The organism is Ruminococcus sp. MCC718, assembly GCF_018783905.1.
GTDB classification, from domain to species: Bacteria; Bacillota; Clostridia; order Lachnospirales; family Lachnospiraceae; genus Hominisplanchenecus; species Hominisplanchenecus faecis.
This window is the reverse complement of sequence record NZ_WQNP01000178.1, coordinates 1-24998: the sequence shown is the minus strand read 5'-3', so window position 1 is coordinate 24998 and position 24998 is coordinate 1. Positions and strand designations below refer to the sequence as shown.

The following is a 24998-nucleotide window of genomic DNA, read 5'->3' as shown; positions in this document are numbered from 1 at the left end:
AAAACCACAGAACCGTTTTTACGCTGTCTGTGGTTTTTCTGCTGTTTTTAAGGTGATATGCGTTTTGGATTTATGAACTTACTACTTTACAATGACACTCTTTTTCTGTCCTTTGCCTTTGAAAAGTTTCCTGTAAGCTTTTTTCTTTGACTTCGGTATACGGATCACTGCTTTTTTGTTGATGCCTTTCAGTGCCAGTTTACCGACCGTTTTCAGTTTCCTGCTTTTTACTGTGATGCTCTTAAGTTTTCCATCGCCGTTGAATGCTTTTTTGCCGATCTTGCTCACATTCTTGCCGATCACAGCTTTTGTTGCTTTTTTCATTCCGGCAAATGCCTGATCTGCGATTGCCGTTACTTTGCAGGTACTTCCTTTGATCTTAACCGTTGCGGCTACTTCGATGTGTTTCTGGTTTTTGTTTACCACGCCATAAGCTTCCGCTGTCTTTGCTTCTGCATTGGTCACACGATATGTTACGCCCTTTACAGTAATGGTATCACCTGTTTTCAGTGTCATGGCATCTTTCAGTTTCTGCAGTTCTTCTTTGGCTTTCTTCTCTTCTTCCTGAGCTTTTTTGAGTGCTTCTGCTTCCTCTGCTTTTTTCTTCGCTGCATCTTCCTGAGCTTTTTTCAGTTCTGTCTGCAGGGATGTTTTTTCTTCTGTCAGTCTCTCTTTTTCTGCTTTCAGAACCGTAACTTTTGCGTTTGCTTCATCGAGCTGTTCTTTTAAGCTGTTGATCTGTTTCTGAAGTTCTGCTTTTTCTGCTTCGCTTCCGTTTTTCAGATCCGCCAGATCTTTTTCTGCTTTTTTAAGCTGATCATCCAGATCTGACACATTCTTCTGTGCTGTTTTCAGTTCGGTATCTTTTGCTGCTAATTCTGCATCTTTTTCTTTCATCTGCTGTGTCAGGTCTTTTTTCGTATCTGCTGCTGCAGATTTCAGATTTCTGACTGCTTCTGCCAGAGCATTGATCTGTGTCTGGACTGCTTCTGCACTTGGTTCTGTTTCTGCATATACTTTCTCCGCACTTGCGATCGTATCAGAAAGTGCTTTGTAAGATGCTGCTGTATAGTCATCTGCTTTCAGCGTTTTTGCCAGGTCAATGGCTGCCTTCAGTCCTGCTTTTGTATCTGTCTTCGGAATATCCGGCTGCTCTGCTGCTTTTTTCACGATCACGATAAAGCTTACCAGCACATCACAGCTGTCGATGTTGCTGTCCACTTTTTTCAGCGGACTTAAGTTCACAGTCACATTGCTTGCTTCTGAAAGTGTGATATTTTCCAGTGTCACACTGTCTTTGCTGCCGCTGATCTTGTGGTCTTCGTGTACAGCCAGTTCGGTTCCTGCTTCATCTGCCACAGTAATCTTTGTATGGCGGTCATCGCCTGCCCACTGTGCCCATGGATCACAGAATCCGGTTACCACTTCATACGTTCCTGCATCCAGTGCAAATTTGTAGGTCATGGTCTTCTGATTGTTTCCTGCTTTAAAGTTGCGGATCGTCGTATAGGCATCTCCGCTTCCGTTTGCTTCCACTTCGGATGCCGGATTTGTGAATCCCCATCCGCTTGTTTCACTGTATGCCTGATCCGGTACTGTGTTTTTCAGCGTATCTGTGTAATCCTTTCTATAAGCTTTTCCTTCTGCTGAGAAAGCATTTGCACCACAGTCCACAAAGTAAACAGGTACGTCTTCTGCTTTGGTTGATTTTTCCCACTGTGCATAGAGGATTATAGAATCTGAAACCACAGTTTCTTCTGTTACTTTTTCTCCACCTTCCGGCTGTGTAAACCAGCCCTTAAAGTTGTGTCTGTTTCTGGTCGGTGTCGGCAGTTCTCCTGCTTGGTCGCCTTTGTTCAGAGTACGTTTTGTACTTGTTCCTTCCGGAAGGCTTCCGCCGTTTGCATCCAGACTGACAACTGCTTTTCCTTCAGGAATTACTTCGCCACCGGTCAGCTGCAGTTTGTTCATATTGAACTGCCATGTATTTCCGGTCGGATATGCAATCTTGATATAGTTTGTGTCATCCGGCAGCTGTGTTGCTGTATAAAGTCTGCTCGGCCAGCTTCCGCTTACGGAAGTATCGGTTGTTTTTGTGTAATCTTTGAATTCTTTCCAGTTTTCTCCGTCTGCCGAAGTATAGAAAGTAAAGTTTTGATTTGCATTTCCATCTGTTGAGCCGGTTCCTCGAAGGACAAAACCTTTGATCGCCGGTGCACGCACGATCAGATATTCCGGATTTGCACTGTTTGTTCCCGGATATACCCCGTAATCAAAACCATAGTTATGGCAATTCTCGATCAGCATATTGTTTGTCCATTTATAAATAACGGACGATTTGGCTGTGATATCTTCAATATCTTTGATATTGGTCTTTGTTCCTGTTGTCTCAACATAGTCAAAGGCTTCTTTTACTTCCCATTCACCGATCTTATTCATCAGTGCCGGCACTTTAACTACATTGTTAAAATCAACGATTACCTTTGCTTTTACCTTATGATTTTCCGGATCAGCGATCCCAAGAACTGTTCCTTCTACATCGACCACATCTGCTTTTGATGTATCAATCTCAGACCATGCAATACGGAATGCTCCGGTATGGGTATCATCTACCTGTACTTCTGCTGTCTGCGGCAGGGACGGCTGTGCCCCTTTTTCTGCATAGTAGAAATCTTTTTCTTTCAGTTTTGCACTCTTGACCTCCACATTGGAAGAAACAAATTTCGTGTCACACCAGTTACCGATATTCTTGCTGTTATCTACACTGGAATCTTCCGTTTTTGTCACCAGTTTTACGGTCTTTGCACCTTTGATATCCACATCAAGTGCCAGGTTCTTGGTGGCATGTGTCATGACACCGGAACGGTATCTTGGTGTCTTTTCATCATCGACATAAACTTCGAAAGAAACGGCTCCTTCTGCATCCTGTCCGTTATCAAAACTCAAGCTGACATAAGCACGGAATGCTTCATATCCTTTTCCTTCTACATTATAAACGGCTTCTGATCCGCCAAGCATACTTAAACCTGCTGCATATTCGGTCGGCTTTCCGCCCTGATCGATACGTACGCTCAAACCTGCACCGTTTACGGTCTTGTCCTTGCTTACTGTTCCTGTTGATGTGTATTCCAGATCACCTGTTGCCACCGCATATTTCACATCGACATTCGCAACAGCTTCCATATCAGAACCAAGGATCTTGCTCTTTACTTTTAAGGTTCCTGCTGCTGCCACATCTTCTGCTTTGATCTGCCAGTCTGTACCTACAATTTCTTTACTTTCGTCGGTAAATGTTACTTCCACACCTGCCGGCAGAACCGGAAGTGTTCCGATTACGGTAGATGCATGTACTTCCTCGACAGACTTGATCTCTTTTACGCTTACTTCTGTTTTTACAGTAACTTCTGGTCCGATCTTTCCGGTCACTTCAAATTTTCCTGCTTTTGCATAATTTTCTGCCGGAACTTCATCCCAGGTTACCGGGGCAGAACCTTTTGTGCCGTCTGCATACTCGATCGCTGCAAACTGTGGCAGGGACGGTTCTACATTTACCAGTGTTGTTACATTGTCTACCGTTGCGGATTTGATATCTTTGACTGTTACAGTACATTCAAACGTGCCTTCCATGCCTTCTGCCGTTCCGGTTACTTTGTAAGTACCTGCCTGGTTTACATTCAGGTTATCCAGGTTCCATCCGGTTACCTGGTGCTCATCGACCACACCGTTGCTGTACTGTACTTTTACGGTTTTTGGCAGAACAGAATCTGCAGAAATGCCTTTGCCCATCACTACGGATGCATCCTGAAGCTTCGGTGTATCCGTTCCGTCACCCGGAAGTTCGTTTTTAGAACCTACGGTAATGGTATTGGATTTCAGGATACCATTGTCACTCTCAGCTGTCGCTGTGATCACAATGTCATCAGTGCTTCCTTCTTCTGCTTTTACGATCAGCAGTGCTTTTCCGCTGAACGCTTTGCGGTTGTCTGTGTTTTTGTATGGATCATGGTCACGCGGATCACCGTTGTCCACAGATACGATTTCGCCGCCTTCTACGTCGAAAGTGATACGGTTGTCTGCTCCAGGAACCATGATTCCTGTATTGTCCTCAATCGTAGCTTCTACAAATACCATATCATCGCCATCGTTTTTGATGTACGTTCTGTCTGCGGAAAGTTCTACCTGTGCTGCATCACCTGATGTATTTACCACATCGGTTGCGATCACGTTTCCTTTTCCGTCCGGCTGGTCATAGCCGACTGCTTTGAGTTCGCCTGCTTCGTAATCCAGTCCGCTGGTTCCTTTTGTCCAGTAGATATATACCGGGGAAGCAGTCTGTTTGTCATAATTCTTAATGCCAAGTGATTTTCCGTTTAAGAACAGTTCCACACTCTTTGCATTTGTGTAAATGTATACCGGCACCTTCTGTCCTGCCTTGAAATTCCATTTTTGCGGCAGAAGATGTACGGTCGGTGTATCCGTCCACATACTCTTGTACATATAAACAACATCTTTTGCAAAACCTGCGGTGTCGATCATACCAAAGTAGGAACTCTTGGATGGCCAGCTTCTTGGGGTCGGCTCACCTAAGTAGTCATGTCCGGTCCATACGAATTCACCGGCTGTGTAAGTTTTGTCTCTGTGTGCTTCCAGAGAAGCGGTTGCCGATGAAAATGTCCAGTAAGTCGGATATTCATTACATCTGTCGCCGCTTCCTTCTCCTTCCAGGAAGTAAACACCACGGTAATAATAAGCGGATACTGTCTCAGATCCAAAAATAACCATATTCGGATATCTGGAGTGGGCACCGTCATACTGTCCGGTTGCATAGTTAAATCCGGACATTTCTGCTTTTGCCAGATGCTTTTCCTGCTGTGCATTATTTGCCCAGTAATTGTCCCAGGTCGGCGGGCATGCTGCGACCGGTCTTGTCGTGTCGATTTCTTTGATCCAGCCGGTCAGCATATCCAGTGTATTTTCACCATGTTTGTAACGTGCATCGTAGATTTCGTTACCGGTACTCCATGCAAAAATACAAGGTGCGTTCTTGTCACGGTCTACCATCGCTTTGATATCACGTTCTGCATTGGACTGCAGATCCTCACGTTTTACTTCTATATAAGAAGTGTCATTGTTGGTATTATCATTTCCGGCTTTATCAAAAACGACAGTTTTTCCATCTGCTGCTTTATTGAAGTAGTTATGATAATCGTCACTGTTTTTTGAATACAGCCACTGATCAAAGGCTTCTTCAAATACCAGCATTCCAAGACGGTCACACGCCTCGATAAACTCCGGTGACACCGGGTTATGGGATGTACGGATCGCATTGACACCGTATTTTTTCAGTGTACGGATTCTTCTGTCAACAGCTGCCTGATAGGTCTCCATACCAAGAGATCCCAGGTCAGAATGTTCACAGACACCATTCAGTTTTGTATGCACACCGTTTAAATAAAATCCACTGTTCGGATTCGTAGCAATATAACGGATACCAAAACGGCTGTCGGTACGATCCACAACTTTGCCATTCTGGATGATCTCCGTTCTTACCCAGTAGAGGTTCGGTGAATCCACGGACCAAAGTTTCGGGTTTGCTACATCCACACTCTGGCTAATCGTCTCTGTTTTACCGGCTGCTACGGTAATGTCATCGGTCTGTGTGGAAATAACATCGCTTTCCTTGTTATAAACGGTCGATTTTACTGAAACACCAGTTGCTTCTGTATCAGAATCGTTTGTTACGTCCGTCTTGATGTCAACGCCTGCTTTTGTGGCATTCTTGATTTCTTCGTATTTGCCACCTTCTGCTTCCAGTTTTTCAAACGGAGTAGTGATCTGCACGCCATTCACCGGAACATTCAGTTTCTCGGTGGAAATCAGATATACATTACGGTAGATACCGGCTCCTGCATACCATCTGGCACTGCTGTTGCTGCTTTGTACTTTGACTGCGATCACATTCTCGCTGCCATCGTATTTCAGATATTTGCTGATATCATACGTAAAGGTGTTGTAGCCAAGGTACTGCTTCCAGTTGTCCTCGGTATGTCCGTTCACCCATACCTGGCTGATCATCTGCACACCGTCGAATTCAATTGAAACGGTTTTGTCTTTAAAGTCATCGGAAAGTGTGAAGCTCTTGCGGTACCAGCCGACACCGCCTGCCAGAGAACCCTGTGCCGCTCTGACACCATTGCTGTTCTCATAAGTACCATAGATTGCCCAGTCATGCGGCAGATCAACGTTATCCCAGCTCGAATCATCGTAGTCCACACCATCCGCCTGAACGGAAGTATCGTTAATGTTGTACTTATTGACCAGTTTGAATTTCCAGTCATCTCCAAATTTCATTTTACGCTCACTGCGTTCTGTTGTCGCTCCTGTTTTCTGAACGGCTGCCGCGACATCTGCCGCTTCTGCTTTCACTGGAGCCGGAAGAATCCCGATTCCACTGAAAACCATGGCAACACTCAAGGCTAACGCCGTCCATCGTCTCGCACCTTTTCTTTTTTTGTTCATTTTTTCCTCCTTTTTGCTGCTTTTCACACTATCCGCATCGTGTTTAGTGAATTTATACACTTTGCTTACTGGTAATATACAAAATTTTTCACCAAAATCATATGTACTATTTTTTGTTTTTTGGTACTTTTTTTACCGTTTTCCATTTCTTTCGCTTTTTTCCTGTGTTATACTAATAATGTTGAATCAAAAATTTTTGGAGGTTGTATGTATGAAACGTACAAAAAAACTACTTCTCCTCTTTTTATTTTTCTGTCTTTTCCTGACTGGCTGCACAGCTGCCACGCAGGAAAACATGGATTCTGCTGAAAACAATTATACAGAGCTTACTCTTTTTTCAGATGTCTCTTTCTGGAATCCTCCAGTCTGGAGTTTTGAAGAAGGAAGCATCAGTGCCGGTATCTCAAAGAAAACCGGAGCATACCTGGATTTTACGATTCCGCCACAGGACGCATCCAAAAAGCTGAGTCTGATGATCTTAAAAGATGAACTCCCTGACCTGATCGTCGCTACGGACAAGAATGTGATCAATCAGCTGATCCGTTCCGGAAAGGTCTGGTCTTTGCAGGATTTTTTTGAAACTTACTGCCCGGATTCCCATTTGCTGAAAGATTTCCCGAAAGACCGGAAACAGGAGTATATCCGACAGTACGGAGACTGGTATGCTTATCTTTCACACCTGAATACCGATGATGCCCGCAAAACCTGGAAAGAAAAGACCTCTTATTATGGAGATCTTTTCACCCACAGTTACAATCATGGCATTATGTTTAACCGCAAACTTCTGGCACGTGCTAACCTGACCGTTTCGGATATACAGACTGCCTCTCAGGTCTTAAAAGCTTTTGAAAAAGTCAAAAAGCTGACTGCTGAAGACGGACAGTCCACCATCCCATTGCTGCTGGAAGGCAATCAATATCTTGACTCTTCGATTTCCTGCCTGATCGGTTCTTTCGGTGCTGAAGTCATTGACGACAATGGAAATTATACAGAACGCTTCCTTCAGCCGGAATGCAAAGATGCTTTTGCCTTTCTGAACACAGCCTTCCGCAAAGGTTATGCTTTCAGTGAAGATCTGACACTTGATAATCTCCAGATGCGCGATCTGATAGCAGATGACCGTGTATTCTGCTATATCGGAAACACTTCCAATACAGGTGTGGATGCCACCAGGTGGGTTTCCGCAGGTCCGATCCTCTCCGATTTTGGAAAACGTCCGGTGATGAGTATCGACCTGAGTGTACCGACCGGCTGGATGCAGACTTTTGTATCCAAAAGCTGCAAAACCCCGGAACTTGTCGCCCGCTTTTTTGATTATATGACTTCTGACGAAGGATTGCTCTACAGCAACTACGGCGTGGAAAACGAAGATTATACTTTCGACTCGGATGGCTATATCCACCGGACTGCCAGAGGACAGCAGCGCTTTCATGATTCTAATGATATGCTCGGACTGTTCTGGAATTTTTACAATGTTGCCTGGGATCACAGCCTACTTCCGGTACCTGCAAAAGGAAGCATGGACGATTGTTTAAATCAGATCCAGACTGCTTTTGCCAGATATCCGGACACATATGTTTATGATTCTGCCCTTCTTCGTCTGCCGGATAATTACATTTCCCCGAACAGTGAGGAAGGTCAGATTGAAAGCACGCTGGAAGCTTACCGCAAAGAGCAGATTCCAAAAATCCTCTCTGCTTCTTCGGATACCGAGTTTGAAGAACAGTATCAGCTTTTTGTAACCACACAAAAAGAACTTGGAGCTAAAAAACTGGATCAGAAGATCAACCGGCAAATGCAGGAGAATTTTTCCTATTACGGTAAAAAAATAGAGAAAGTCAACCCACAAATGCAAGACACCTCAAAATCAAACGGAGAAACAAAACCATGAACTTCTTACAGACTTACCGCAGACACCTGATCTTTAAGCTGGCCGGGATTGCTGCCTTGATCCTTGCTGTGCTTTCGTCTGCCTATCTTTTTATGTCGGTGGACTATGCAAGATCTGTGCGTAAAAACACGCTCGCCCTGAATGAACGTCTGACAGCCCAGACTGCCACACGTATCGAAGCGTACTGGGACTCGCTTTACAATATCACAACTGCATTCTGTTATTCTCCAACCGTGCAGCAGTATTTTTCGGTAAATTCTCTGAACCGACTTCCGGATACACAGGAGCTTGCCTCGGTTTTTTCCAACACACTCCTGCTGAATGACCGTATTTTAAGCGTTTATCTCTACAATGCAGATGCAAAGCAGATTGCTTCCATGGGAAAAAATTTTTCGATTGATACTTCCGTACTGAACACCGATGCCGTGATGGATATCCGGGCATCACATCTGAAGTCAAACGAAAAACGCCCTTACTATGAGCTGATCTTCCCTGTTTATGATCTGAACAGCATCCAGTACCAGAAGCTGCTTGGTACCTGCGTTTTTGTCCTGGAACCGGAAAGTTTTGATGATACCCTTCAAAATGCACAGTCAACGGAAGATGCCGTTGTTTTTCTTCTGGATTCCTCGGACTGCATTCTTGCTTCTGCCGGTTCAGTGCAATCCTGCGGAAGCACGCTGGCATCCGAGATTCTGCACAGCACTTCCGAAAAATATTTTTTCACTCAGACACTTTCCTGCAATGCCTGGAAAATTGCCGGTTTCCTTCCGGAATCAGATCTTCGGAAACCGGACCAGAACCTGAAAGAAACACAAATCCTGGTTTATTGCATTTCCCTGTGTCTTTTACTCTTTCTGCTTCTGTACTGCAATTACAGCATCATAAAACCGGTCACCGGAATTTCTGCTTTTATCCGTAAGATCAATCAGAATCCAGACTCCCGGCTTTCCCTCGACCGCCCGGATGAGATCGGCACGGTTGCAAAAAGCCTGAATCAGATGCTTGATGAAAAGCAAAAAATGCAGCTGGAAATCGAGCAGGTAAAATATCTTGCCTATGAAACGGAACTTTCCAAAAAGCAGGCAGAAATCCTTGCCTATCGAAGCCAGATCAATCCGCACTTTCTTTATAATACGTTTGAGTGTATCCGGGATATGGCTCTGTTCTACGATGTGGATGACATCGCAGAACTTACGATGGCTCTCTCCAATGTCTTTCGTTTTGCCGTCAAGGGAACTGATATGGTTACCGTAGAAAATGAGCTGGATCATATCCGTGAATATGCAAAGATCATAAATTACCGTTTTATGGGCAAAATCCGCATCGAAATCGATGCAGAAAATGCTATACTAAACTGCAAAGTATTTAAACTTCTGCTCCAGCCGCTTGTGGAAAATGCAGTCTTTCACGGACTGGAACAAAAAATTGAAAACGGTACGGTGTGGGTGCATGTATTTTCCCCCGATCATGCAACACTTTGCTTTGTTGTGGAGGATGACGGATGCGGCATTGAACCGGAACGTTTAAAACAGATCCTCGCATCTTTGGAAATTGAAAAAAATACAACAAAAATCGGCGTCTTTAATATTTATCAACGTCTGAAACTTTATTATGATGATAAGTTTTCTTTTGATATAAAAAGCAGTTTGAAAAAAGGAACCTGCATTACGATTTCGATTCCAAGAGAATCGACAGCAGAACCAGAAGGGAGTATTTTATGATAAGTGTCTATATTGCAGATGATGAAGTCTGGATCACCATCGGTCTGAAAAAACTGATCCAGAAATCCGGACTTCCTTTTGAGGTGATCGGAGAAGCACATAACGGCGTGACTACACTTGAAGATATCAAAACCTTAAAACCGGATGTCCTGTTTACCGATATCCGTATGCCGGGGCTTTCCGGTCTGGAAGTCATGTCCTATATTTCAGAACATCAATTTGCAACCAAAGTCGTGCTGATCTCCGGCTATGCCGAATTTGAGTATGCACGACAGGCAATGCTGTGCGGTGCTTTTGATTATCTTCTGAAACCGATTCAGCAGGAAACTCTGAACAAAACCCTGTCACGCCTTCGAAATGAACTTGAGCCTGCCGCTTCTGAAACTTCTGAAGACACGATGGAAAATGCAACGATCACAGACCTTTCGACTGCCGGAACCTCTCTGTTCAAAAAAATTCTGGCTTATATCCAGGAACACTATACGGAAGAACTCTCTTTAACTTCCCTGGCAGAAATGTACAATATCAGCTCCAGCCGCTTAAGCACCCTGATCAAAAAAGAACTGGGACTGTCTTTTTCAGAATATATCACGGCAAGACGTATGCAGAAGGCGAAAGAACTTTTAAAAGACGACAGCCGCTCCATCGAGGAGATTGCAAACGCAGTCGGCTACCACGATTACTTTTATTTCACAAAAGTTTTCAAAAAAACGCAGGGAATATCTCCAAGCAAATACCGGAAGTCTCTTTAAATTTTTCTTGCTAAAGTAAAAAAGTGTGTTTATAATCAAAGTATTAAAATAAACAAATGAGTGAACATAACTGTAACATTCAATCCAGACACACATAAGACCCTGTGTGCGATTCTGGTCCGTTTTTCTGCAGTTATGTGCAAACAACAAATGTATTGGAGAAAATAGCATGGCAACTATCCGAGATTTAGCAAAACACACCGGATTCTCAGTAACCACGATTTCCCGTGTACTGAACAATGATCCGACTTTGAACGTAACCGACAACACCAGAGTCTCAATTCTTGAAGCGGCAGATGAACTTCACTACACGCTTCCGAAAACAAGACGTTCCCATAAAAACCGCCTCGTCCATATCGCCATCGTTGAGATGATGTCCTTAAAAGAGCAGCTGGCTGATCCGTACTATCTTTATCTGAAGAATTATGTGGTACGCAACTGTATGGAGCATGACTGCAATGTATCTTATCTTTTTGAGCAGTCTGGCAAATATCAGACACTGGAAAAGACCCCGCTTGACGGTATCCTGGCGATCGGCATTTTTTCAGACCAGCAGATTGCACAGTTGCTGGAGATCAGCCCGAACATCGTATTTGTGGATTCTTCCCCGGATGAACGCCGCTTTGATTCGGTTGTCTTAAACTTCCGTCTCGGCGTAGAGCAGGCACTGGATTATCTGCTTTACAAGGGACACCGCAAGATTGGTTTCTTAGGTCCTGCCTATAAATTAGACCAGAAAAAACGCCCTGCCCTGGAGGCAAGACGTCAGTATTTTATTGATTATATGAAAAATGCCGGTCTTTACGACGAGCATCTGATCATTGATACCGGCCTTTCTGCCAAAGACGGTTCTGCTCAGATCCGCAAATGGCTGGAACAAAAAGATCATATCCCGACAGCTCTCCTTGCCTATAATGAAGAATCTGCGATCACCGCTGTCAGCAACCTGCGTGAAGTCGGACTCCGCGTTCCGGAGGATGTATCTGTCATCAGTTTCAATGACACACCGCTGTCTATCCTGACCGAGCCACCGCTGACCAGTGTCACCGCACATCTGGAAGTCATGGGAGAAATGGCAGTGAAAATGCTGCTTGACCGCCTGGATGATCCGCAGCATCTGCCTTATAAGATCGTACTGCCGCCGACACTGGCTGTCAGAGACAGTGTCGTGGATATACCGGGTGAGATATAGATAAAACGCACGTGAGACTTGGCATGCACTTTCCTTCCGCACAAAGCGGCTATTCTCCTTCCCGAAAGGATCATAGCCGCTCATTCTTTTGTTATTTTTTTGGAAAAAGTCTTTTGACCCTGGCATCATGTTATTCTAACTCAGCTGGTTTCTCTGTTTCATAAGCACTCCAGGATGTGGTCGTGGATGCTCCGGAGAGGTCTGCACTGTCTTCGTAGGAGGTTACAGTAATCGTGTAGCTGCCATCTCCTTTGACATATACAGTTCCGTCTGTTCCTTTGACGGTCACGGTTTTGCCTTCGTTATCTTCGATCGTTCCGGCACAGTGCAGTGCACTTACGGTGCTGTCGCCTGTCACGATCCAGGTTGCATCTTCTCCGATATAGAGATTGCAGTAGCCGTCTCCGCCGCCACCGGCATTACTCTCATCCTGCACGACTGCACCAGTCAGTGTGCTTTCGCCTGTCATATAGAAATCAAGGTCGCTGATGCTGTCCCAGATCACATTTCCTTCCATTGTCTGATCAATGGCTGTGAACAGACAGTCCGCACCATTTGCTCCTGTTGTTCCCCATCCTCTCTGGTTCGCATTTCCGGTACATTTCAGGAAAAATTCACTGTCTTCTGCATTTGTAATATCCACATCATCCAGTGTGATCGTAGACTCTGTGTTTGTGGTATAGAACATGCCGCCGTTTTTTGCGGTCAGGCTTCCACCGTCCATCTCAAAAATGCTGTTTCCGACTTCGGAATCTCCGGACATGCTCTGGTAGAGAATGACATTCCAGGTACAGTCATTGCGGCTGTCATCGCTCATGTTTCCGGTCAGATCACTGTCATATAAATGAATGGAATTCAAACCTTCGATGCAGATTGCTTCGGAGCCGTTGGCTGCCAGAGTTGCCTCGTTTACTGCGATATCTGCGGTACTGTAGATTGCCGGGGAACCGGTTCCGTTTGAAGTATAGGTTCCGCCGTCTACTACCATTTTTCCGCCTCCGCGGTCACTTCGGATCGCTGCGGAAGACTCACCGTTTGTCTCAACATCAAGATCCCATGCATAGAACGTTCCGCCGCCGGCTGCATGGATACCGCCTGATGTATCCTGTTTGGTCGTGATTTTGGTATCTGCCGCATAAACAGTACCGTTATTATATGCAAAAAGTCCTGCTCCGCCGGCTGTGTCTGTCGTAACGGTTCCGCCTTTTACATAAGCATTTCCGTCTGTTGCCAGAACGGCTGCTCCGACACCATAGAAACTGGAGTTATCACCGCCGGTGCTTTCGGAAGAATCTCTGGTTATGGTCACATCTTTCAGTGTAACCGATGCGCCTTCTGAAACATTGACTGCATTTTCATCAGTTCCGGTGGAAGCAATCGTCTCTCCATCTACTTCGGTATCGGAAGTATAGGCATTGACTGCATCGTAGCTGTCCACGCCCTGGCTGCTTCCAGAACCGCCGCCTGGTTGTCCCATGCCGCCTCCCATTTCCATGCTGATCACGGTGATTTTGGCTGCATTTCCATCCTCGTCATAAGTGATCGCTACTGTATCACCTTCGGAAATATCAGAAAGTGAGCTTTCCTCTGTCTTCTGCTGCATATCCGGTGCTCCGCCATTTCCCTGCGGTCCGCCTGCCATGCCGCCCCTGCTGCTGCGGACGATCACGGTGTCATCTGTGATCTTGATTTCTTTTTCTTCATCCGTCAGATCCAGCATGGATGGTGCACCCTGTCCGTCTCCGTCCGGTTTTTCTATATTTTCCGGCAGCTGTGCATTTCGACTGTCAGAACTATTATCTGATTTATTTTCACTGCTGTCTGTGTTTTCAGATCCTTTTTCTGTACTGTCAGAATCTGTCTTGTCATCGGAACTCTGTGCATTGGAAGAGTCCCCCGGTACTCCTGCATCATCCGGTTTCTCCCTCTGCTTCATGGTTCCTACTTTTATGGTAATGCTATCTTCGCTTACGGCTGTAACTTCACCGTATACATCTGCTGTTTCTGCTTCGCTGACTCTTTTGTCTGAGTTTTCGGTTGCACCGGTTACACTCTGCGATTCCTGTATGGTGCTGCTTTCTGATGTATTTGTTCCGGAACATCCAACCAGTGTTGTCATTCCAAGAGTTATGCCAAGTAAGATTGCGATATATTTTTTCTTCATATGAATACACTTCCTTTTCTCTTTGATTTAAGAGAAGTATATCCCGTAAAGTTTAAAACAAGCTGAAAGAAAACAGCCGATTTTGTGAAAGAGTTGTGAAAAAGCAGGGTAATCGCTTACCCTGCCTTTGTGTGCTGCTAAAATCTCAGAACAGATCCAGCAGCTGATCGATCTCTTCTTTTTTCGTTGCCCAGCTTGTCGCAAAGCGTACTACGGTGTGGTTTTCATCGTATTTTTCCCAGAAACTGAACTTTACTTCTTTTTTTAGTTCTGTCATTTTCCGGTTTTCGAGAATGACAAACTGCTGATTGGTCGGTGAATCCAGATAGAAACGGCAGCCTTTTTCTGCCAGTCCTTTCTTTAAATAATCTGCCATTGCTATCGCATGTCTGCTGATTTCAAAATACAGGTTATCTGTGAACAGTGTGTCAAACTGGATTCCGAGCAATCTGCCTTTTGCAAGCAGTGCTCCCCGCTGTTTGATCAGCGTCAGGAAATGTTTCGGTGTTCTGTTGCCCGAAAATACGACGGCTTCTCCACACAGTGCTCCGACTTTTGTCCCGCCGATATAGAAAACATCGCAGTATTTTGCAATCATCGGAAGAGTTACATCTGTTTCTTCACTCATCAGACCATAGCCCAGTCTTGCTCCGTCGAGAAACAGTGGGATATTATAACTGCGGCACACGCTGCTGATCTCTTCCAGCTCCGCCTTTGTATACAAAGTACCGTACTCCGTAGGATGGGAAATATAAACCATCCCCGGAAATACCATATGTTCGTGGCTTTCATCATCCCAGAATGTTTTCAGGCAGTTCTTCAGATCTTCTGCTTTTATTTTGCCTTTGTACTGCGGAACTGTGATCACTTTATGGCCGCTGTACTCAATGGCTCCCGCCTCATGGCAGGCTACATGGCCGGTCTGTGCTGCGACCACGCCCTCATAAGATTCCAGCATGGAGCTGATCACAACGGCATTTGTCTGCGTACCGCCCGTCAGGAAATAAACATCTGCCTGTGGACATTCGCACGCCTCCCGGATTTTCTGTTTTGCACTTTCACAGTATGGATCAGATCCGTATCCGGATACTTTCTCCAGATTTGTTTCCATAAATCTCTGAAGGATCTTTTCATGTGCTCCTTCAGAATAATCATTTTCAAATGATAACATATCTTTTTCTCCTGTCAGATTCTCAATATCAATAGAAATCTTTTTGCTCTGTCACTATTCTACGATGCCAGGAGATAAAGGTCAACCTATCATTTTTCTGTTTCAGACGCTCAGTTTCTTTTCCATGATCCATCCGCTGATAAAGTAGAAAATCACACTCAGTACCAGAGATACTGCGATTTCCAGAATCATGGTCAGGTTCATATTGTCAAATGCAGGCACCAGGTTCAGCATCTGACTGAACAGCCAGGAAAGGATCAGAAACAGTGCAAATGCCGCGATCCCGCTTCCCTTTTTGCCTGCAAGCACGCTCGCCGAAAGAATCACTGCCATATCGGCGATCACAACAATACTGATCCAGCTGACCAGGGATGCAAAGACGGACAGGATCACTGCATCTGATACTATCTTGATGTTCAGTCTTATATCCATAATCTGTCTTATGCTATCCATAAGTTCTTTTGCCCCGCCGATACAGAGCGTTGCCACAGTCAGGTCAAACACGGCAAGTACGATAAAAAATGCTCCTGCCATAAGGATTGAAATGCCATTTTCCAGGATTTTGGCACCTAAAATCTCATAACTGCTCTTTGGTGTCAGAAACAGCATATAACTTTGTTTGCTGTTCAGATCCCGATACAGTGTCATGATACCTTCCAGTCCAATGTAAAACACACCGAAAAATGCACACAAGATCAGGAACATCATACCTGTCCCCATCAGATTATATCCTTTAAAAAATACGCCCCCCAGAAATGCCAGTTCAAAAACTGCTGTAAGCACCAGCAGAATAAGCTTGGAAGATGCACTCTTCCGAAATTCATACTTCATTAATTTTAACATAGTTCCTCTCCCCCATGTCCGTAAATTTCACGATACAGATCAACAACGGATTTCTTTTCGCTGCTTCTCAGTTCCTCAACCATGCACTGTCTGACCATTTTTCCTTCTTTCATAAAGATGGCCGCATCTGCCACTCGCTCCAGTTCATCTACCAGATGGCTGGAGATCACAAGTGTGACATCCGGATCAATGACTTCCAGAATACTTTTCATGATCTCATCCCTTGCCAGAAGATCAATGCCGTTTAATGGCTCATCCAGCAGATACAGTTTTGCATTTCTTGCCATTGTGACTGCGATCTTTAACTTTGCCATCATACCGGTGGAAAGTTTTTTGGTTTTCAGCTCTTCTGTCAGCTCCATTCTTTTGAGCATCTGATGATATTTTTCCATTGAAAAATCCTCAAAAAAGTCCTGATAATATCTGCCGACATCTGCAACCGTCATCCAGCTATAAAAATATGGCTCCGTGGACATATAGGCAATCTCTTTCTTGCTCTCTTTTCCGATGGCTTTGCCTTTATATAAAATCTCCCCTTTTCCAGGTTTGACAAGGCCTGCCACCATCTTCATCCAGGTAGTCTTGCCGCTTCCGTTCGGCCCGAGCATCGCATAGACAAGCCCTGTCTCCAGTTTTAACGATACATTTTCAACCGCTGCCTTACCGGCATAGTTTTTGGTTACTCCAATACTTTCCAGTACATTTTCCATATCATTCACCACTTTCTTCCTTTTTTTTCAGAATCCGGATCACATCCGTTTTGGTAAATCCAAGCTGCTGCATTCCTTCTAAAAATTCATGGATCAGCGTCCCCGCCATCTCTTCTTTCATATTTTTCACCTTCTCTGAATCTTCTGTCACAAAAGTTCCCATGCCACGTCTGGTAAAACAGACACCTTCCGTCTCAAGCTCTTTGTATACACGGCTGACCGTATTCGGATTGATGGTGTAAGACACCGCCAGTTCCCGTACGGAAGGAAGCTTTTCCCCAAGTTCTCGTTTCCCTGTGACAATATCACGTTTGATCAAATTAGCTACCTGCAGATAGATTGGCAGCGATGAATTGTATTCCATAAGCTCTTCCTTCTTTCTTGTATCACTGTCATAGCTATATAGTACACTAGTTTTCTGGTTTTGTCAATATGAAAACGAAAAGATAACATGCAAATTGTTTCTTACTCCCACAATTTGGTTTCAGGCTTTTGCCCCTGCTATCCTAAAAAAGAAAAGACAGCATATTTTTCATGCCATCTTTTCTTTTGATCATTTACTGTAATTCTATTTTTAACTTACCTGAAAATCCAAGAATCAGGAAATTGGCTGCAATCTCCGTATCCCGGAACAATACCACATTCTAGGATGCGTGCTGTATAAGCAGTACCGGTAAAAATACTGAAGCAGTTTCTGTTTTGCATATCTTCTATAATTCTGGTTTATTTTAGCACATTCTTGTGATGTAAACAAGAGTATGATGTTCTTTTGCTTCTTCCACCTGTTCCATACTCCAAACATCTCCAACCCATCCCATAGCTTCAACAAATCCTTACGAGCGTTTCCTCTTTCAGACTGATAACGATATCATAAAATACTCTCCGCTACGCACAATGCCCCCGAGGATGTCAAGCCATTGCTACAAACTTTTTGACCTTTTTTCCTCGATTTTTCCAATAAAACCGTTGTTTGGGAACAGAGGACGTTATATTGTTGTCACAAAATCAGCAGGGAGGATGTAACGTCATTGCTACAAGTTCAGTAGTAGTGGACGTTACATTATTGCTACAAATCAAGTCAGTGATTTCCACTCCACCTCCACTCTCCCGTCATCATACACATATATTCCCTGCACATATTCTTCCAGCATCTCTCGTGTCAGCTTCTCATAGCCTAAATACTTCAACATTTGCTCCACCGGAATATTCTTTTTCATCAGGATTTCTTTCTCGTCGTTTATCAACTCATCCAGTTCCTGTACACGTTTCTGCAGTCGTTCTCTTTCTTCTTCCAACTGCTTCTTGGCTTCCATAAACTGGTTCTGGTTCATCTGTCCCTCGTGATACTTCTCGTAGTTCTGGCGGTTCTGGATTTTTATTTGTTCTTGACACTTTTCACAATCTGCACTTTCCGTCTTATAGGCTTCTATACTGTCCTCATGCTGTTTTCTCATGGATTGCTGCATCTGTTCTTGGCTGATATTCTGACGTAAGTAAGCCTTTATTTCTGCCAGCACGATATGCTCCAGCATTTTGTTATCCGCTTTCCCGGCAAAACACGCTGTATCTTCTTTTCCTTTACTGTAAGCACAGCTATAAAGGATATGACCATGAACAGGACTGCTTGAAGTCAGACTTCTGCGACAATTCCCGCATTTTACATAGCCACCTAATAGTGTTGTTTCCCTGTCAAATTTGCTTTTCTTGGTGTATCTGATCTGCAGAGACTGTGCTTTCTCAAAGACCTCTTTTGATACGATCGGCTCGTGATGGTTTTCCATCACTTTCCACTGATTTCTCGGCACTGGTACTTCTTTCCCTGTTCCGGGATCTGGAATCTTTGTCTTTCCATAGACCATACAGCCTATATAAGTCTTATCATCCACAATCTTCCGTATCATATCACTCGTCCACTGCAATCCTCTTGATGCAGCTTTCTTGCTGTCTGATTTCTGTCGTCTGCTCATAGACTGCAAGGGAGTCAATACACCCTCTTCATTGAATAACTTACAAATCTCCATCTTGGAATATCGCTGATTGGTCAGTTCAAATACTCTGCGAATCACTTCCGCTTCGTCCTCTACAATCACCAGTTCTTTCTTATTTTCAGGATTGATTCGATACCCATACGGTGCAGAGCCACAGCAATACTCACCTTTTCCTCGTCTGGTACTGACTGCCGCTTTTACCTTTACGGACTGGTCTTTCACATAAAAATCTGCTATCAGTCCTTTAAACTGTACTTCAATATCCGAACTCTTTCCCTTATAATCTTTAGAATCATATCGGTCTGAGATAGAAATGAATCGTACTCCCAGGAATGGAAAAATCTGTTCCAGATAAGTTCCCATCTCAATATAGTTTCTGGCAAAACGTGAAAAATCTTTTACTACAATACACTGCACTTTATTCTCCCTGGCAAGTTCCAGAACCTGCTTAATTGCCGGACGTTCCATACTGGAACCAGAATATCCATCGTCGTAGAACTCCTGAAAGGGCATAGCCACCAGTTCAGGAATATTGGAAATATAATCTTTTACCAGTTTTCTCTGATTAATAATGCTGTTACTTTCTCCCTCTGAGTCATCTTCCATGGAAAGGCGGTAATATCCAATAATCAGTTTCTGATCACTCATGTTCTACCGCCCCCTTAAACCCGAAGTTGATTTCCAGTTTGCCATCACCATATAGATACATACTTTCAATCAAGCCTTCTGCAAATTCCGCATTGATTCTGGTTGTCCCATCCAGCTCCAGCAGGCTTCGTAAAAATCTGGCTTCTTCTTTCTGCTGTTTTTCCAGCTTTCGTATGGTCTGCTCTAAAGACTTCTTTCTCTCTTCGCAGAACTCTTTCCAGCTATTACGGTCATCTTTCATTTCTATATAGGCTTCTTTGGAAAGTTCCCCCTCTTTATATTGCATAAATGCCTGTGCCAGTTTTTCTGAACGTTTTTCCATATCTACATCCAGTTTTCTGATTTCTGTTTGAACTTCTTTGATTTTGGAAAGAAATACCACACTGCTTATAGCAGACATATCCTTTTTCCGTAAGCCAGATAACTGAAACTGTCTGGTCAGCTCCGAGCGGACAATTTTCTGCAATTTTTCTTCAGAGATAGATTTATGACTACATTTCCTTTCATCCCGATACTGAGCAGCGTTGCAAAAATAATACACATTGCCTCTGTATCTGCGTGTACACATTTTCCGCTTGCAGTCTCCACAATAGAATACATTATAAAATGCTCTTTCATCCTCTTCCCATCCTGCCGTAGTTTTTGTTGTTTTCTGTTGTGCTGCTTTTAACCTGACTTGTGCTTTGTCAAACAGTTCTCGGCTGATAATCGGCTCATGGGCATTTGGCGTAATAATCCACTGGCTTTCATCCAGTATATCACACCATTTTTCACCTCTTTGAAATCTGGATTCATATTTTCTCTGAACCAGATCACCATAATAATTATTTCGGTTCAACACCGCACGTATCGAAGAATTTCCCCACTGATGAAGCTTTTCTCCGTCCTTACAGTACACATGATGATATTGGTTATAGTCTGAAATACGATGTACTCCATCCTCAAACAGCCTGTCAATAATACTCTGTATACCATCTCCAGAAGCATATTCTTCAAAAATCCTACGGACAATCTTTGCAGATTCCGGTTCCACAATCAACTTATAAATCCCATTTACCTTTTCCACACGATATCCGTATGGAGCTGTAGATCCCACATATTCACCATTTTTCTGTGCAATACGTTTCGCAGCCCGTTCTTTTGCAGAAATGTCTTTCGCATAAGCATCATTCACAAGATTTTTGATATTCATGGATAATTCCTGATTCTTAGCACCAGGTGCAAATGAATCATAGTTGTCACATACAGAAATAAACCGTACTTTCATAAAAGGAAGAATCTTTTCCAGATAGTTACCAGTTTCGATGTAATTTCTTCCAAATCGTGAGAAATCCTTTACCAGAATACAGTTTATTTTACCTGCCCTGACATCATTCATCATCCGTTCAAATCCCGGTCTGTCAAAATTTGTTCCAGTTTTTCCCAGATCAGAATAAATGTCATATACAGCAATCTCATACTCTCTGTCTGGATTTTCATTGTGCTTCTGAATGAATTCTTTTATCAGCGTAACCTGTGTTTCAATAGATTCCGACTTTTTTTCATCACTGTCTACGGATAATCTGGCATAAATTGCAGCCATACATACCGGAATCCCAAGAACTTTCTTCTCTGTGTTTTTCTTATATCTTTTTGCTGTCCTTGCCATTTATCCCACCTCTTTCCTGCACTCTGTCCGGTGTTCCGCATAAAACCGTCTTATGACTTTCATTTTCTCAATCATATCCTGATAACGGATGTGAATTTTAATTTGCTTATTTTCATAAATATAGATTTTATCTACGGTCAGTGCCAGCAATGTGCGATCCAGTTCTTTGATTTCCAGTGATTTCTTCCAGTCCTCCAACTGAACAGTTGCAGACACTCCACCCTCAAACATTTGCTTTACCAGCTTTTTCTGATTTTCAATCATCTGCTCCAGTTCTTCACATTTTCTTCCGTAACTTTCCCGAAAATCATCAAACTCCTCTTTACTGATCAGTCCCTCTTTCAAGTCATCACCCAAAGATGCTTTCAGACTGTAATAGCGGTTATATTCTTCCTGTAACTTACTAATCTGTGTATCATAACCAATTACCTGATCGTAACTGACTTGCATCTCACAAAGTTCTTCCATAATCATCTGATAGTCTATAAAAAGTGCCGTATATGCCTGAATCTCTTTCAACACAATTCTTTTCAGCACCTCTTCCGGAATACTGTGTCTGGTACAATCTCCACCTTTATTCTTTGTCTGGCAGATATAAAAAGCTTTTTTCTTCCCCTTATACTGATTTACCCTGCGTATCATCGGTGTCTTGCAATCTCCACAAAACACAAATCCCGAAAAAAAGTTTGCACTGTCTGATGTTTTTGATGCTCTGCCATCATATTGAAGCAGCTTCTGCACTACGTCAAAATCATTTTGCCTGATAATTGCCGGATGCGTATTTTCTACTTTCACCCACTCTGCTTCTGGCTTATCCAAACGTTGTTTTACCTTGTAGCTGATTCGTTCCTGCTTGCCCTGTACCATGTTTCCAATATAGACTTCATTTGTCAGAATCCTTTTGATCTGCACTGCCGACCATTTCGGTGTGTCTGAGCTGTGAAATCCAGAATTATAATTCTCGCCATTTGCCTTTTTATATTCTTTTGGCGACTGCACATGACGTACATTCAGTTTTTCTGCGATTGCTCCAAGACTGAACCCATCAATTTTCCATGAAAATATTTTTCTTACAATATCTGCTGCATAAGAATCAATCACCAGACAGTTCTTATTCTCCGGATCTTTGCAGTAACCATACGGGGCAAATGCTCCAATAAATTCACCTTTTTCACGTTTGATTTTCTGATGGCTTCGCACTTTACCGGAAATGTCCCGGCAATAGCTTTCATTTACAAAATTTTTGATTGGAACTACAAATGACTTCTCTGAAAAATCTGCTGTTTTACTGTCGAACTGGTCTGTAACTGAAATAAAACGCACATTTAAAGCCGGGTAGGTCTTTTCGATCCATCGCCCGGCTTCTATATACTCTCTTCCGAATCTGGATAAGTCTTTTACAATCACACAGTTTACTTTTCCAGCTTCTATATCAGTTGTCATTCGTTTAAACTCAGGTCGGTCAAAATTTCCTCCTGAGTATCCGTCATCCACATATATATCAAAGATCTGAATATCCGGCTGGCTTTTTACAAAGCTCCGAAGTAACTCTCTCTGATTTGCAATGCTGTTGCTCTCTGACTTCGCACCTCCCTCTTCCATATCATCTTTCGATAACCGAAGATACAATGCAGCATCGTACATATCTGGCATATTCATTTGCATTTGTTCCATTTTACATCGCTCCCAACTTACTTATTCCATTGAATTTGAAGTCAGAAACCATGTATCACGTTCATTTTCCCTGACTTCACATTAACATAACATCTGTAGCTTCGCAAGATATTTTTTCAAGACTTGCATCTAATACATCAACTCCGTTCTTTTTCTTAGATAATCACTGATCGCATCTGTAGCATCCATTTCTCCTGTCATTTCCACGACTACCACATACCCTTCATTCATGTGAGCATACGGCTGATCGCCAGATTTATCCAGAAAAGTTTCCACTTTTTCAGAAATAGCTTTATCCATATCAGGAATTAAATCTTCAATGTCCTTTAACTGCTCCAGATTAACACTGGAATCTATTACTGACTGATTCACCATGATGCTCACCTCTTTTCCAACATATTCTTTGTATCAGTTGTCCTATACCTGCAATTTTCTCAATTGCATCACCTTACCTTTTCGTATTTTGTTCTCACAGTTTATCTATTGTTATAGCATTGCATATTCCGTTCGGCGTGTTGGCTTCCATTCGTATAATCTGCTGTCAGCGTTACTGCCAACCTCTATCAGAATATTTCTGAATGCTGGTAGCTTCTTCGCAAACTTACCAGCCGTTTCCGGAGTATCTTTGACGCTCGCCCGTAAAATCCTTTACAGGGTTATGGCATCTGTGGAATCAGATTATACAGCTCATGTAATTTTCAAGGTACAAAAGAGAGTTTTTTGAATATCCTTTCACTTATTACAGCCTAGAAACACCAAAATGTTGTTCTCTTCAAAAAAATCCTCTCACTAATAAAGCCTGACAGAATGATTTTACCAACCTAATTTTGCAATAATTTGCAAAATATATTTATCCTCATCTGCACATTCGCTTTCATGCGAACCTTTATTATACTGCCATTTTAATTCGCTTTCATGCGAATGTCAAGTGCTTTATTCGCTTCAATGCGAATCTTTCTGTTTACATTCCTTGTTTTTGGTAGTAAAATGGATTTATCAAAAAGAAAGTTGGAAATTTGGTATGACAATCGGTGATAAAATAAAAAAAATCCGGACATTCCGGCATATGACGCAGGCAGAACTTGGTGCTGCCCTCGGTTGGGGTGATAAAGGTGCAAACCGCCTAGCCCAATACGAAACAAATTACAGGGTTCCCCGTAAAGATCTTGTAACTGAAATGGCTAAGATTCTGGATGTAAATCCACTGGCACTACACGAACCGACTACTATGGATGCATCTGAACTTATAGAAATCCTATTCTGGATTGATGAATTTAACCCAGCAGCTATTAATCTCTTTCAGTTAGAAACCTATCCGGGTGAAAAATGCAATTCCAGTGAGGATACCGCTGTCCGTTATCATGATTCTGATAACTGGCCGGCTCATCCACCTGTTGGTATGTGGTTCAATTATGGAGTTCTCAATGATTTTATGAAAGAATGGGTTCTCAGAAAAGAAGAATTGAAATCCGGTAAAATTACCAGAGATGAGTATTTTGAGTGGAAAATTAACTGGCCACAGACCTGTGATGGGTGTGGGAAATATGAGCCGAAAAGACAATGGCGATCTGCAAATGCAGAACTTAGTGAAACTTAGCAAAACTTAAAAAGAGGGTGTAAAAATTCTTGTGTCTATGGAAAGTAAATCTTTATGATAAGAAATAGATATGTAAAATTTTGCTGTCGAATTAATGATTATGCGGCTGTCGAATATATCTTTGTACTTACAGTATTGCCATGTAGGAAAATTATATACATCATTTTCGATTTTTTTGCATGACAAGTAAGGCATCATGATTATTGCCTTTTGTGGGCTCTGCCCACACCCGACCTCTGGAATAGGATCGGAAATTTCTGGCAATAATATAAATGCCGAAGGAATAGACAGAGAGCAGGAATGAGGGGCTTAAAAGAGCTTCCCCATTCCTGCTTTTCTTTTCTCTTACAGATAAGCAGTGAGCCGTTCTCCGTAAAGGACTATCAGCTGATTCAATACCTGATCCCAGTTCCGATATCTCTGTGTCCATTTCCTGACTACGTTTTCGCTGGCAAGATACAGCATCTTTTCCAGTGC

15 protein-coding genes and 1 pseudogene are annotated in these 24998 nt (G+C 43.1%); 5 read left to right on the top strand and 11 right to left on the bottom strand.

Annotated elements, in window-relative coordinates:
• Positions 1 to 81: 81 nt before the first annotated feature.
• A complete protein-coding gene (locus tag GPK60_RS14610; RefSeq protein ID WP_215660921.1) occupies positions 82 to 6519 on the bottom strand; it encodes an Ig-like domain-containing protein in 6438 nt (2145 codons plus the stop codon).
• 211 nt (positions 6520 to 6730) lie between these two features.
• On the opposite strand from GPK60_RS14610, the gene GPK60_RS14605 reads away from it, so the two are divergent.
• The 4 genes from GPK60_RS14605 to GPK60_RS14590 all read left to right on the top strand — a co-directional run bounded on the left by GPK60_RS14605 (position 6731) and on the right by GPK60_RS14590 (position 12078).
• Entirely contained in the window at positions 6731 to 8410 is a 1680-nt protein-coding gene (locus tag GPK60_RS14605) for an extracellular solute-binding protein (protein ID WP_022118447.1), read from the top strand.
• Positions 8407 to 10134 carry a histidine kinase gene (locus GPK60_RS14600; protein WP_215660918.1) on the top strand — a complete coding sequence of 576 codons (1728 nt, stop codon included), beginning with the start codon at positions 8407 to 8409 and terminating at the stop codon, positions 10132 to 10134. Before GPK60_RS14605 ends, GPK60_RS14600 begins: the two co-directional genes overlap by 4 nt.
• Positions 10131 to 10886 (top strand): response regulator, encoded by a 756-nt coding sequence (locus tag GPK60_RS14595; protein WP_173865947.1) that lies wholly within the window; start codon positions 10131 to 10133, stop codon positions 10884 to 10886. The genes GPK60_RS14600 and GPK60_RS14595 overlap by 4 nt, the downstream gene beginning before the upstream one ends.
• Before the next feature lie 169 nt (positions 10887 to 11055).
• Positions 11056 to 12078 carry a LacI family DNA-binding transcriptional regulator gene (locus GPK60_RS14590; protein ID WP_215660914.1) on the top strand — a complete coding sequence of 341 codons (1023 nt, stop codon included), beginning with the start codon at positions 11056 to 11058 and terminating at the stop codon, positions 12076 to 12078.
• A gap of 130 nt (positions 12079 to 12208) precedes the next feature.
• Here GPK60_RS14590 and GPK60_RS14585 read toward each other — a convergent pair whose 3' ends face one another.
• The 9 genes from GPK60_RS14585 to GPK60_RS14545 all read right to left on the bottom strand — a co-directional run bounded on the left by GPK60_RS14585 (position 12209) and on the right by GPK60_RS14545 (position 23299).
• Positions 12209 to 14242: a hypothetical protein gene (locus tag GPK60_RS14585; protein WP_215660911.1), complete on the bottom strand. Its 2034-nt coding sequence runs from the start codon at positions 14240 to 14242 to the stop codon at positions 12209 to 12211.
• A 145-nt stretch (positions 14243 to 14387) separates the two neighbouring features.
• Positions 14388 to 15413 carry a low specificity L-threonine aldolase gene (locus GPK60_RS14580; protein ID WP_173895214.1) on the bottom strand — a complete coding sequence of 342 codons (1026 nt, stop codon included), beginning with the start codon at positions 15411 to 15413 and terminating at the stop codon, positions 14388 to 14390.
• A gap of 102 nt (positions 15414 to 15515) precedes the next feature.
• Positions 15516 to 16256, bottom strand: coding sequence for a hypothetical protein (locus GPK60_RS14575; protein WP_022118453.1), 741 nt, complete (start codon positions 16254 to 16256; stop codon positions 15516 to 15518).
• Positions 16250 to 16966, bottom strand: coding sequence for an ABC transporter ATP-binding protein (locus tag GPK60_RS14570; protein ID WP_215660941.1), 717 nt, complete (start codon positions 16964 to 16966; stop codon positions 16250 to 16252). The genes GPK60_RS14575 and GPK60_RS14570 overlap by 7 nt, the downstream gene beginning before the upstream one ends.
• A 1-nt stretch (position 16967) precedes the next feature.
• Entirely contained in the window at positions 16968 to 17330 is a 363-nt protein-coding gene (locus GPK60_RS14565; protein ID WP_022118455.1) for a GntR family transcriptional regulator, read from the bottom strand.
• Between the two features lie 709 nt (positions 17331 to 18039).
• On the bottom strand, positions 18040 to 19602 hold the full coding sequence (locus tag GPK60_RS14560) for a recombinase family protein (RefSeq protein ID WP_195488411.1): 1563 nt from the start codon (positions 19600 to 19602) through the stop codon (positions 18040 to 18042).
• On the bottom strand, positions 19595 to 21250 hold the full coding sequence (locus GPK60_RS14555; protein WP_215660908.1) for a recombinase family protein: 1656 nt from the start codon (positions 21248 to 21250) through the stop codon (positions 19595 to 19597). The genes GPK60_RS14560 and GPK60_RS14555 overlap by 8 nt, the downstream gene beginning before the upstream one ends.
• On the bottom strand, positions 21251 to 22924 hold the full coding sequence (locus GPK60_RS14550; RefSeq protein ID WP_195488409.1) for a recombinase family protein: 1674 nt from the start codon (positions 22922 to 22924) through the stop codon (positions 21251 to 21253). It abuts the gene before it with no gap.
• Positions 22925 to 23053: 129 nt separating this feature from the next.
• Positions 23054 to 23299: a DUF6870 family protein gene (locus GPK60_RS14545; RefSeq protein ID WP_016286640.1), complete on the bottom strand. Its 246-nt coding sequence runs from the start codon at positions 23297 to 23299 to the stop codon at positions 23054 to 23056.
• A gap of 601 nt (positions 23300 to 23900) precedes the next feature.
• Here GPK60_RS14545 and GPK60_RS14540 point away from each other — a divergent pair.
• The gene (locus tag GPK60_RS14540) at positions 23901 to 24521 is read left to right on the top strand and encodes a helix-turn-helix transcriptional regulator (RefSeq protein WP_330581224.1); all 621 of its coding nucleotides are present in this window, start codon (positions 23901 to 23903) and stop codon (positions 24519 to 24521) included.
• Between the two features lie 345 nt (positions 24522 to 24866).
• Here GPK60_RS14540 and GPK60_RS14535 read toward each other — a convergent pair.
• A pseudogene (locus tag GPK60_RS14535) lies at positions 24867 to 24998 on the bottom strand (IS256 family transposase); the annotation flags it as partial.